The organism is Thermogutta terrifontis (assembly GCF_002277955.1).
In the GTDB taxonomy this organism is placed as follows: domain Bacteria; phylum Planctomycetota; class Planctomycetia; order Pirellulales; family Thermoguttaceae; genus Thermogutta; species Thermogutta terrifontis.
On the sequence record NZ_CP018477.1, the window covers coordinates 3,755,899 to 3,767,483 of the forward strand.

The 11,585-nt window shown below is 55.8% G+C and carries 9 protein-coding genes; 6 read left to right on the top strand and 3 right to left on the bottom strand.

Annotated elements, in window-relative coordinates:
* Positions 1 to 2 precede the first annotated feature (2 nt).
* Entirely contained in the window at positions 3 to 929 is a 927-nt protein-coding gene (locus THTE_RS13945) for a hypothetical protein (RefSeq protein ID WP_095416000.1), read from the bottom strand.
* A 441-nt stretch (positions 930 to 1,370) separates the two neighbouring features.
* Here THTE_RS13945 and THTE_RS13950 point away from each other — a divergent pair, with 441 nt between their 5' ends.
* Both THTE_RS13950 and THTE_RS13955 read left to right on the top strand, forming a co-directional pair.
* Positions 1,371 to 3,710, top strand: coding sequence for a prenyltransferase/squalene oxidase repeat-containing protein (locus THTE_RS13950; protein WP_095416001.1), 2,340 nt, complete (start codon positions 1,371 to 1,373; stop codon positions 3,708 to 3,710).
* A 129-nt stretch (positions 3,711 to 3,839) separates the two neighbouring features.
* Positions 3,840 to 6,035: a beta-galactosidase trimerization domain-containing protein gene (locus THTE_RS13955; protein ID WP_095416002.1), complete on the top strand. Its 2,196-nt coding sequence runs from the start codon at positions 3,840 to 3,842 to the stop codon at positions 6,033 to 6,035.
* Positions 6,036 to 6,123: 88 nt separating this feature from the next.
* Here the strand turns inward: THTE_RS13955 and THTE_RS13960 are convergent, their stop codons facing one another.
* Positions 6,124 to 6,546: a secondary thiamine-phosphate synthase enzyme YjbQ gene (locus tag THTE_RS13960; RefSeq protein ID WP_095416003.1), complete on the bottom strand. Its 423-nt coding sequence runs from the start codon at positions 6,544 to 6,546 to the stop codon at positions 6,124 to 6,126.
* A 195-nt stretch (positions 6,547 to 6,741) separates the two neighbouring features.
* Positions 6,742 to 8,469: an MFS transporter gene (locus THTE_RS13965; RefSeq protein WP_095416004.1), complete on the bottom strand. Its 1,728-nt coding sequence runs from the start codon at positions 8,467 to 8,469 to the stop codon at positions 6,742 to 6,744.
* 471 nt (positions 8,470 to 8,940) lie between these two features.
* Between THTE_RS13965 and THTE_RS13970 the strand changes: the two genes are divergently transcribed.
* The 4 genes from THTE_RS13970 (at position 8,941) to THTE_RS18050 (ending at position 11,321) form a co-directional block, all read left to right on the top strand.
* Positions 8,941 to 9,876: a sugar phosphate isomerase family gene (locus tag THTE_RS13970; protein ID WP_095416005.1), complete on the top strand. Its 936-nt coding sequence runs from the start codon at positions 8,941 to 8,943 to the stop codon at positions 9,874 to 9,876.
* 90 nt (positions 9,877 to 9,966) lie between these two features.
* Positions 9,967 to 10,728 carry a hypothetical protein gene (locus tag THTE_RS13975; RefSeq protein ID WP_095416006.1) on the top strand — a complete coding sequence of 254 codons (762 nt, stop codon included), beginning with the start codon at positions 9,967 to 9,969 and terminating at the stop codon, positions 10,726 to 10,728.
* A gap of 69 nt (positions 10,729 to 10,797) precedes the next feature.
* On the top strand, positions 10,798 to 10,986 hold the full coding sequence (locus THTE_RS13980) for a hypothetical protein (RefSeq protein WP_095416007.1): 189 nt from the start codon (positions 10,798 to 10,800) through the stop codon (positions 10,984 to 10,986).
* Positions 10,987 to 11,123: 137 nt separating this feature from the next.
* Entirely contained in the window at positions 11,124 to 11,321 is a 198-nt protein-coding gene (locus THTE_RS18050) for a hypothetical protein (RefSeq protein ID WP_157732114.1), read from the top strand.
* Positions 11,322 to 11,585: the final 264 nt, after the last annotated feature.

Sequence of the window (11,585 nt, forward strand, 5' to 3'; positions counted from 1 at the left end):
CTTCACTGGGAACGTCGCCAGCCGTGCACCTCGACGAGTGGAGGATTGGCTTCATCTTCGACCAGTGGAATGGGCTTTTCGTAGAGGGCCTGCCTGACAAGAGGCTTCTCCTGGGAAAGTGGCAGACTCGTGCCGGACGCACTCGGTCCTGATTGACCCTCTTCGGTGGGCTTCATTCTGGTCTCCGAGCCCGATTCTTGTTTGAACGTGGGAGTGGGCTGAGAACTGGAACTCGTCGGGGGCAGCGTGGGAACCACCGCGGCCGGAGATGACGACCAACTGCCCGCGGTACTCGAAGCACAGCTCGAACAGCCTGTACTTGTCGTTACGTCATAACTTCCGACGGTCACGATGCCACTTTCCATTGGAGTGCACACCGCTGACGTGGTAGCGGCGGGAATGTACTCGTAAGTGGCAAAATAGGCTGTGGACCAAGTCGGTGTGGAAGATGCCAAAGGCCAGTAGCCCGCTCTCCGGGCCCTCCAGTTAGCGAACGGACGCCAGGGGAAAAGGCGGCGTCGCGGCTCGTACACAATTTGAACCGGCCGATAGGTGACGACGGGAACCACTGCGGGAGTCGTCACTGGGGAGGCCACCGCATAGGGTGTGGCGACTGGTAGGTAGCTGGTGGTGCTCACCGCGGGAGCTGTCACGGCGGGGGCCACACGATAGACTGTCGAAGCACCCGGAGTCACCGGCAGATAGGTCACACGATAACTCGTCGTGGTGACCGGGGCAGAGGACACGACCGGCATGTACGTCGTCACGGGTGTGTAGGCTACTCCGACCGGATATCCTCCATATCCGGCCGTGTAAGTGGTCGGACGATTAAACAGCCGTCCCAGGAGGCACTGAGAATACGCAAAAGAACCACCGGCCAGCCACATTCCAAAGACCACGGCCGAATACACAGCAAGTTTCGTTTTCATGGTTGCTACCCTTCGGGTTATGATCCCCTCATGTTTGCGTTGTCAAATACCCCGGCCACGCAGCCGCCAGTCGGCAGCACTGGTCTTTTCCTTTAGTAATTGTGACTCAAAATAAGCGGCGCCGAGAGATGACCCGCGCTCTGTCCAAAAGAAATGCGCCTTTTGAACGTACCACCTATGCGGTTTGTAGCGCTTAGGTAAACAAGGAGGGCAATTTTTCACAAACCGCGTCCGTTTGCATCGCCCGCCCTCCCCTGCGAGCTGGCCACTCAGTGGCAAACCTTCAAGGTCCTCGATGTCCAGAGTTGATCGCGAAAAATTTGCCAAATCCTTGACTCCAAGGACTGGTCTTCGCACAATGGTTACCGACGCCTCGGTTAGTCGTTGCCAGAAAAGGACTCGTCCCTCCCGACTGATCAGGTTAAGTGTGGGGGTAAGGCTATGCGAAACACGCTCATGAAGTTGGACGGGCCGGTGGGCAGAAATGGCACCTCAAGCTCTTTTGCAAAACGATGGTGGCCCACTATCGGAAGTCTCATCACACTGTTTTGTGGCCTTGCTACCATCGGGCTATCTTCAGGTTGCCAAAGATCCCAACCGCAGGTCAAAGTTGAAGAGCTGGAGTCGCTTCCCTCGGAACCTCAGCCAGCCGCCACACCACCGCAGGAACCCATGACGATCGTCTCGATTGAGGGCGTGACGCTCCGGCCCGGCGAAAGTGTCTCGCGCAAAGTCCAGGTCGATCGCAAGGGTCGAACAGGCACGATCAAACTGGAGGTTACCAACCTTCCCCAGGGCATCAAAGCAAAAATCGGAGACATTCCGGAGGGTCAGTCCGAAGCAGAACTGATCCTCACGGCAGATCCCTCACTGGGAGAAAACGAGATCACCGCGGCAGTTGAAGTGCGCGCCACGCTCGGTGGCGACAGGGCCTCCCAAAACGTGGCCGTCCATGTCCCCAAGATCCCCCTTCCCGACTTGAAGACACCGGACCAACTGTATTTGAACCCCGGCGGAGAGGCTTCTCTTAGCGTTGATTTAGATCGGAAGGGTTATACCGGTCCAGTTACTTTGCGCGTGGAGCAGCTTCCTGAGGGCGTGGCGAGCGAACCGGTCAACGTGGCCGAGGGCGCTCAACAGGCCACCCTGCACTTCAAAGCGGGACCGCAGGTGAAAGAGGGCGATTTCTCCGCCCAGGTGGTCCTCGCAGCGGGAGGAAGGACGGCATCCCGCCCGGTCAAATTGGTGATCCGCAAAAACCTCTTCACGGTTGAGTGCTTCCGTGTCGTGACCCTAAAGCCTGGAGAAAGTCGTGACGTCGATATACCAATACGGCGCAATGGGTACGCGGGCCCGATCACGTTGACGTTCGAAAACCTGCCCGAAGGTGTAACTCTCACTGCGTCTGAAGTCCCGGCCGGCGCTACTTCCGTGAAGTTTCATTTTTCCGTCAATCCCCAAGCCCACGAGCGCGTACGGTCGGTTTGGGTCCAGGCGACGGGGAGTGGAGCCAGCTTCCGCGATGCCATCGTCGTTCGGGTTGCCAAGGAATTGGATAAAGGCTTTCTGCCCGTGGAAATCGGCTACGATCCCGAGATCGCGCCGCTTTTCCGCAGGGGATCGTTCGGCGGCAGGCTCACGGCCAAGAGCAAGGCCGCTTTGTGTGATGCGTACGGTGGTACACCGGAGTCTGAGCAGGCTGTGCTCCGCGGCTTGCGTTGGCTGGCAGCACACCAAGAGGCAGATGGTCGATGGTCCCTCAAGGACTATGGCCGAACCAACCCGAACTGTGATTGCCATCTCGATGCTGAAAAAGAGAGAGAAATCGTCGATAGTGACACTGGTGCCACCGGGCTTGCACTCCTGCCGTTTTTGGGGGCTGGTGTGACGCACGAGGGCTCCCCCGACCAGCCGCCTGAACTGGCCCGTTACCGAAACGGTGTCCGCCGAGGCTTGTTTTATCTCCTCCGTGTGCAAACGGTCGATGCGAAGTCTGACAAGGATGGCTATCTGGGCGGAAATACGTACGCCCATGCCATCGCCACGATGGCTCTGTGTGAGGCCTACGGCCTGACAGGCGATGAACGTATTCAGATTGCCGCCCAGCGAGCGATCAAGTATCTCATGAATGCCCAGCATAAAGAGGGGGGCTGGCGATACGGCTTTCGGGAAGCAGGCGACATGTCCGTCGTGGGTTGGGTATTCCTGGCCATCCGGAGTGGACAACTCGCCGGGCTGAAAATCGACAGCCTGCCTTTATCGCGGGCATCGCGCTTCCTCGACGCCTGCGCCGTGGGGCCTGAGCCGTACAAGCTCTCCGAGTATTGCTACCAACCCGGCCAGGCCCCCAAGATGTCCCTCACAGCCTGCGGCCTTCTTACGCGGCAGTATCTCGGCTGGCCTAAGGACAATCCACACCTGCTGGCCGGTTGTCGCAAGTTAATGACCCAATTACCCCCAAAAGAGGCTCAGTCGGCGGGTCAGCTCTACTATTACTACTATGCGACTCAGGTACTTCACCATATGGAAGGTGAGGATTGGGACCTGTGGAATCACCGAATGCGGGAGCATCTTATCCATACCCAGGAAACCTCCGGTCATCGCGAAGGAAGTTGGAGTCCGGAAGGAACGGATTGGGGTAATCGAGGGGGACGAATTTATGCAACTTCACTCGCGTTGATGATACTGGAAGAGTATTATCGGCATCTTCCGCTCTATCGGCCGGTGCCTAGAGCCGCGGTATCGACCACTTCCGGGGTTTCCGCTGGCTCTCATTATTAATAAACTTACTTGCACCAACGCGCTTGCATATACGTTCACTTGGCCGCAAATTGCTATCGAGACATGCCATTTTTGCCCACATCATTTAGTCCCTACCAGTGGGCCAAAAAATTCAGAAAAAGGTGTCATATGAAACCATTGAGATGGTGCGCCGCTGTTACCTGTACCACTTTGACTCTCGTCATTTGGACCGATCAGGCTGCGGTGGGCAGTGAACCTCTTGATGATCCCTATTATCGCTATATTGCAACAGCTCCCGAGTTTCAGCCCGTCAAACACGACCGGCAGACCCTCACCGCCCGGTGGGACACGTGGCTGTATATGCCGTGGCGGTACCAGTGGACGATCGGGACAGGTGACGAAGGAGGTCAGTTCTGTCGTGACTTCGGGATTAACGGCGGCTTCACAGACCACGGTGATGGCCCGTTCGCGTGGCTTGAAAAGTGGAACCTGCGTTTTTACAACGATCACACCGCCGGTAAGGGTTACCTGTACCTGCGTGATGCCAACCAGCGATCCCGTTTTCAGGCCTTTCAACGTGATCCCCGGGCCATCCGTCAGGACCGGGAGGGGCTGAAACCCCTCGACGAGGCTCTCCTGGCGAAGCTCTCCGCTCTTGTGCGGGAGCGCGTCACGCGGCTTCGGCAGAGTCCCATGCGAGTGGCCTACGCTCTGGACGATGAAATCTCGTGGGGAATTTTCGTCGTGCCCCTCCCCTGGCGCGTGCTCGCCGACGATCAGGACTATCAGCGGTGGCTCGACCATTACTATGGAGGGAAAGGCCCCCAAGCGCAATTTGTCACACCCGATGCAATACTGCCTCAGTTAAAAGGACAGCTCAAAGACATTGATCTATCGCCTCTTTTGGATCGCATCACATTTAACGATTCCGTCTGGGCAAATTTTCTGGGACGGCTGGTCGAAGTCGCCAATGAAACTGATCCAGAGACACCGTGTGGCTTCGTGGGCGGCCAGTCTCCGAATATGTGGGGCGGCTACGATTATGCGAAATTGATGAAGAAAATCCAATTTATCGAAGCCTACGATCTGGGTTCCTCCCAGGCCATCATTCGCTCACTCAATCCGCAGAACTGCATTCCCCAGGTCACGACACATTTCCACTCTGATGAGCGAGGAACGGCCAACGATGTGTGGCAGAGTTGGTATTACTTTGCGCACGGGAATCGGGGCATGATCGGCTGGGTGGAGGGTTGGTTCGACGGGACAAAGCCGCGCCCCTGGCTCTACGAATATCGTTCTACTCTGAAAGAACTGGGCCAGGTTCAGGGACCTAAACTCGTGGGTGCCCGGTGGATCCATGACGGAATTGCCATTTATTACTCTCATCCATCGATCCAGGTTTCATGGTGCCTGGATAGCGAGGCTCACGGCCGCACATGGGTGAATCGGGGCAATGATCACCGATTGGGGACATCGCACCTGGTTCGCAAGGCCTGGGAATACATGCTCACAGATAGTGGCCTGCAATACTCGTTTATATCCTATGATACGGTGGTTCTTCACGGCATTCCTGAGGAATATCGGGTGCTCATACTTCCCGCCTGTTATGCCCTCTCCGATGCCGAGGCGCAGCGAATTCGCGAATTCTGTCTGCGGGGTGGAACGGTCATCGCCGACTTTTGTTGCGGCTTGTTCGATCAACATGGAAAAGCAAGAACGCGAGGAGCGCTTGACGACCTCTTCGGCGTTAGGCATGACGGAACGGAGCGAGCACAAGATTTCTTCGGGGAGAGACTTTGGGTGGAAACGGACCAGGATGCGGCCTACAACTACAAATCCTACCGGGAACTTTTTGCCACTATTCCCTGCCAGCTCCACAAGGGTTATGCTGTCGCGGAAAAACGGCTCCCCGTTTTGACGCTCAGAAAGGTAGGCAAAGGCACCGCGGTTTACGTGAATCTCTCCCCCCAGCGATACCTCCAGTACCGGGAAGAGGGCACCGCCGATGACAGGTCTCGCCTGCCTTTCGTAACACCCATTTTCGACGCGGGTATACGCCCCTGGATCCAGGTGACCAATGAGGGCCGTCGGCCTGCCAACGTCGAAACCTGCTACTGGAAGAATCGTGGTCGGATCTTTGTCTTCGTGGTTCAGAACGCTCCGGTCACCGGCTCCATGTTTGGTGAAACCGGTGCGACATCGCTCAAGACGCGGACGATTCCCATTGTTGTGCGGCTGAACCGGACCGTCCGCGACGTGCAGGATGAACGAAGCGGCGCAAATCTCGGCGACGGAGACCGCTTCGAATTCCAGTTCCCCATGGCCGAGGCAGTTTTCTTCAGCTTTCGCGATGATACTCAATAACGCCGATACGGGGCAACAAACAGGGGAGGTGTTTCTCTCGCAGCAGACCGCAGGTTGCTAACTTACTCACCGATAATCGTAATCATGTTTACTCACCAATAATCTTAATCAACACGCGTTTCGGCCGGCGTCCATCAAATTCCCCGTAAAAGATTTGTTCCCAGGGGCCGAAATCAAGTTTTCCATTGGTAATAGCCACCACAACTTCCCTACCCATGATCTGCCGCTTATGATGGGCGTCGCCGTTATCCTCCCCTGTCCGATTATGATGATACGTCTGCGGTGACGGATCGTAGGGGGCCAGTTTTTCCAGCCAGCGCTTGTAATCCTCGTGGAGCCCGGGCTCATCGTCATTAATAAACACGCTGGCCGTGATGTGCATGGCATTGACCAGACACAGCCCTTCCCGCACGCCACTCTTCTTGACGGCTTCCTCCACCTGCCGGGTGATATTCACAAAATCCATTCGCTTTGGAATATTGAAGGTGAGATATTCTGTATAGCTTTTCATGCCGCGTCCTCCGTCAAACAATAAATCAATTCTTGTCATCTCTGTAGAAGACACCCGTGCCTTCTACAATTCGCCCATGTGCCAATTTCCGGCAGGCGCTGGCCCATGGCAGATCAGCTCCCGGCAGCGAAATTCGCCGCCGTTTTCCGGCTGCTGCCCGCCATTGCGCCATGGTCACTTCTGTGTTGCGAATTATTATTCCGGAAGTGGCTGGTCCTTGGTTTCCGGCGCCAACGGAAGCACGAGAATTCCGAGAAGGAAGAACAGGCACATCGTGGCTCCCGCCACCCGCATCGGTTCCGCAAAGTTGGCGAACACGACGCCGCTCAAATAGCCCTGCAGAAATGGTCCAAACGCGGACACATATCGGCCAATGTTGTAGCACATCGATGTACCGGTACTCCGCAGCCTTGTAGGAAATAGTTCGGGAAAGTAAATGGCATAGCCTCCAAATACCGAAAGCTGCGCGAAACCCATTAAAGGTGCCATCCACAACACGTCGGTCCAGCGACGCATGGTCAGAAACACAAACGCTGTCACAACCATGGCAAACAGGAAGAAGAGAGCAAACGTCCATTTTCTGCCCAATTTGTCCGTTACCATACTGAAAGCATAGATGCCAAAAAACGCACCGATATTGAATAAGAGAAGCTGGATACTTCCCCAGCGCTGTACATAGCCGCCAATGTTTTTAGTTCGCTCCTGAATTCGCGCGATATGGTCGGCCAGTGAAGCGTCAGAAACATCAGCCTCCATCACGAAAAGGCGCCGGCGTTCCCGATCTTCCGCCGTCTGAGGTTGCCGTTTTCGGTCGAGCTTCGCCAGCACCGAACCATCATCCGTCCACGGCTGATCGAGCAAGCGCAAAGCGTTTTCGACGGTCACCGGCTCCCCTCGAGCAGCGAGCGTCAAGGCGGCAGCCAGCAGGTACTGAGCATCGCGATCCTCCGGAGACTTGCCGATCAAATCGCGAGGCGAGATCCCTGCTTCGCTCACCTTCTGGGGTGCTTCCGGCGTCTTGAATACGAGGGCCACAAAGACTTGATCTTGCTCCGGTGCTTTCTGCTTTCGGTATTCTTGCGTAATGTTGGCCCGAAAGATCGACTGCACCAAATCCACACCGAAGACGCCAATACCCCACAGGCCGATAACACCGGCCGCCGCGAGGATAATCCCCACGATCGCACGAACACGCCACCGAGGATCGCCGAACAATTCCACGAGGGAGCCGGCTTTCTGTTTTCCGGCCTTTCCTTCTGCCACGGCCTGTTTCCACCGTTCGGGTTCCTTCAGCCAGAGCATGATAAAAACGATGAGCACGGCCGGGAGAATGCCCACCCCGAACATCCACCGCCACGTCTGGCTGGAGATATATCCCGCCAGCAAAAGTTGTGAAAACAGAATGCCAACCAGTCCGGCGGAAATATTTCCCACCGCCGAGAAAGCCTGAAGGAATCCGAGGGCATGGGGCCGAGCTCTGTCGGGCAGCGTCTCGGCGACAATGGCCGTTCCCAGTCCAAATTGTCCACCGATGCCCAAACCGGCTATAAAGCGATAGATCAAAAAATCCCATAGGCCGAAGCTCAACGCGGAAAGACCTGTGAACAACGAATAGCAGGCGACGGTGAGCACCATCGTCTTGGCGCGGCCGATCTTGTCACCCATGATGCCGAAGACGATCCCGCCAGTTGCCCATCCTACAAGCATCACGGCAGTCGCCAATCCCCCGTAAAAGTTGACGACATCGGGCGTCGCCGTTCCCAGAAGATCACGAATAGCCGGTTGTCTGGCTAGGTTGAAAAGCTGCTGATCGAAAGTGTCAAAGGCCCAGCCGGCCGTGCACACAATGAGAACAAACCAATGGTACCCTGTCAGCAGCCGATACCACTTTTCGCGACTCGGAGTGGCGTTGGCGTCACTCATTCCTCGCTCCTTTTTTCAGCCGATTGCGAATACTCTCTACCGCAAGATTCTCCGGGCCCGCTTGAGTCGCCCTCTCAGAAGTTAAGCGGGATTATGAGTGAAAACAATCCGTTTGTCCAGAAGGCCACCCGCTGACCCATCCCTGCTTTTCCGCAGGCGATGGGAACGGGGACGTCCCCACGGGTTCGCGTGAGCTCGGAGGGACCTGCCTATCAGGTCCATCTTGCGACCTTGGACAATCCAATTGGCGGACCGATCTTTGTCTGCCAAGTTCAATTCTTGTAAAAACATTGGGGGACTCATGAATTGCCCCCACGAGACATCGAGCCGTTGCCGTTCTCTCAGATCCATGCAAAATGGGGTGTGGATCAGCCGTGGTTGAGATTGACTGCGTCGAATTTTTTCTGATAATGAGGCCAAAATCCGGACGGTACTAAACAGCGGGGATGCTCTGGGTGAAAGGAACATGCCATGGCCCGGCCGTTGAGCAAACTTGCCAAAGATTGGTGGGACTACACGACTTTGGACCCGGAATTGCTGCAGGATGCCGCCAAACTCACCGTACGCCAGATAGAAAAACTTGCCCGGCCAGGATTTAAGATCGTTATGTACGACACGTTGGAAGAGTTCTATCTGGCGGAAGCTCTCGAGTACATCAATGCCTGGCGGCAATCCACGGCAGATAACCCTTGTGGGATCTGCGGTCCGATAGGCCCCACGGAGCAACTGCCGCTGGTGGCCCGGCTGGTGAATGAGTTGGGACTGGATGTCCGCGAGGGCCACTTCTGGGGTATGGACGAATGGGTTGATGAGATGACTGGCCAGCCGGTGCCGATGGATCATCCGTTGAGCTTTGCTCGGGCGGATATGGAACTGTGTTTTAATCGCATCAACCCCAAATTGAGGATGCCGAAGGATCACATTCGTTTTCCAATCGGTGACCTCGATGCCTATTCGCGAAGTTTCGACGAGATCCGCTGCGTCGTCATGCAGGGTGGTCAGGGCGACATCAAGCACTGGGCGTTCAATGATCCGCCCAGGCGGCAGGGAAAATGGAAGGACGAGCCACCTCCCCCTGCCGAATACCGCAAACTCAAGACGCGGATCACCGACCTGCACCCGGCGACGATCATGCAGAATGCTCGCACGTCTGGCGGTGGACAGGTCCACCTTGTGCCCACGAAGGCCGCCACAGTGGGTCCCGTGGAGACCTGGAAGGCAGAGAAAGTTTCTATCTGGCATGCCGGAATGCACGACAATCCGTTTGGGATGCGACTGACGACACTCATGATTTCCAAGGGAATTGCCGATTCAGCGGTACCGATGTCGCTTCTGGCGGAGCATCCCAACGTGCAGTTCAACTTCTATCGCCCGGCCTTGTCCGAGGTGAAAACGGAAATGCACTGAGTCCTTGTCCAACGCCGTATGAACAAGAACAAATAAGAGCGGTTTCACGCTCAGGTTGCAAATCCGTTCCGTTCGTAGTGGGTCGTAAACATGAATCTGGTGGGTTCCATTGCGCTTTTGGCGGCATTCTGTGTTTCGGCGGAAGCGTCTGACTATCAAACGGTGGTACGTCACGGCGACTGGATCGTGACGGGGGATGAGATTGTTTCCAACCAGCACATCGTGTTGGATGGCAGCCTTGTTCTCAAAGAAGGTGGGCAACTCACTTTGAGCAACTGCCACGTTGAGCTTGTTGGGCAGAAATCCCGCGAGCACATCGTCGATTGGCAGGGTGGAAAGCTAATCACACGGAAAACGATCATCGGGGGCACAGATCGCGCGGGCACAGCCATCCATACAGTGTTCCATCTTTACGATGGCCTTTGGGACGCGGAGGATACGGTTGTTGAATTTTCTTACGGAATCAGCTCTTCCGACAAAAGCCCCGGCATTCTTAAGGGAAAGCGTTTTCGGGCAGGACGACGGCCGGATGCCCTCATTGCTTCCGGCCTTGCCGATATCACGCTGGAGGACAGCGTGTTTCCGGTAGCCCTGGGTATTTACACCCACCAAGGAGGACGTGCAACGCTCAACCTGCCGTCGAATCAGCCACTTGACGTCGTTTTCGACGGCAACAGTTTAACGCCAGGCGTCAAGTGGAAATTGGAATTGATCCGGACAGTGGTGCCCCGGTGGTTTGTGTTTTTGCGAAACATTGGTCCGACCAATCTTAGTTGTGAGATTGTTCTGGAACAGGTTGAAGATGTGATTGGAAGCTCTGCACAATTCCTGTATAACGGCATTAAAAACTGAGGCGATACAAGTGTTGATAGAAATAGAAGGAGTACCAGCACGGCATAGTTCGCTGGATTTCTCCAGTTAATGGACAAAATTATGGTCCGGCTGGAGTTCATTGCCATTATCAAGCCGTTCTATCCGCACAATGAGGGACCAGTACGACCGGCCAAGCCAGCGATCGGGATGCTCAAGCTGGATTCCCTTCAGATTTGCTACGCACTGTCGGACCCGCTGACGAAAGAGCTGATGCACGATAGCCCTGCGGTGCAGTAATTTCTGGCCTTAGACCTGGGGAAGGATGCTTTTCCGCACAAGACCACCATTTCCCGGTTTCGGCGGCGGAGCGGGCTCGTCAGTATGTTCGCCGCATTGAGTTTGTATACACGCCGAAACACGGCAGTTGGCTGAACGTGGCGGAGTGCGAGCTCGGCTGTTTGACCCGACAGTGTCTGGCGGGGCGTCGTCTGGAGGAGCTACGTCTTCTTCAGGAGCAAATTGCGGCGTGGTCGGCAGACCTCAACGCCCGGCAGCGCGGCGTCGACAGGCAAATGACCGCGGAAGATGTCCGCCGCAAACTGAAGTCTGTCTATTCAAAAATCATCCTGTGACGGAGCACTAGGACAGCCCCCACGGGATTTTCGCAAGGCCTATCGGGGGAAATCTGGCTGACGTGCCATTCCGTTAGGTCAGCATCACGTGAGATGATGAAAAATCATAGAAAATTTGTGCTTTTTTGCATGGTGAGCAGCCGTCATGATAATTACATTAGTTCATAGATTATGAAGCGAACACGGCCTGCCCCCGTCTGCGGAATGGCCAGCCGCGTCATACCGAAAGTGTCAGTAGCTCACGGTCCGGCAACACCTGAATCG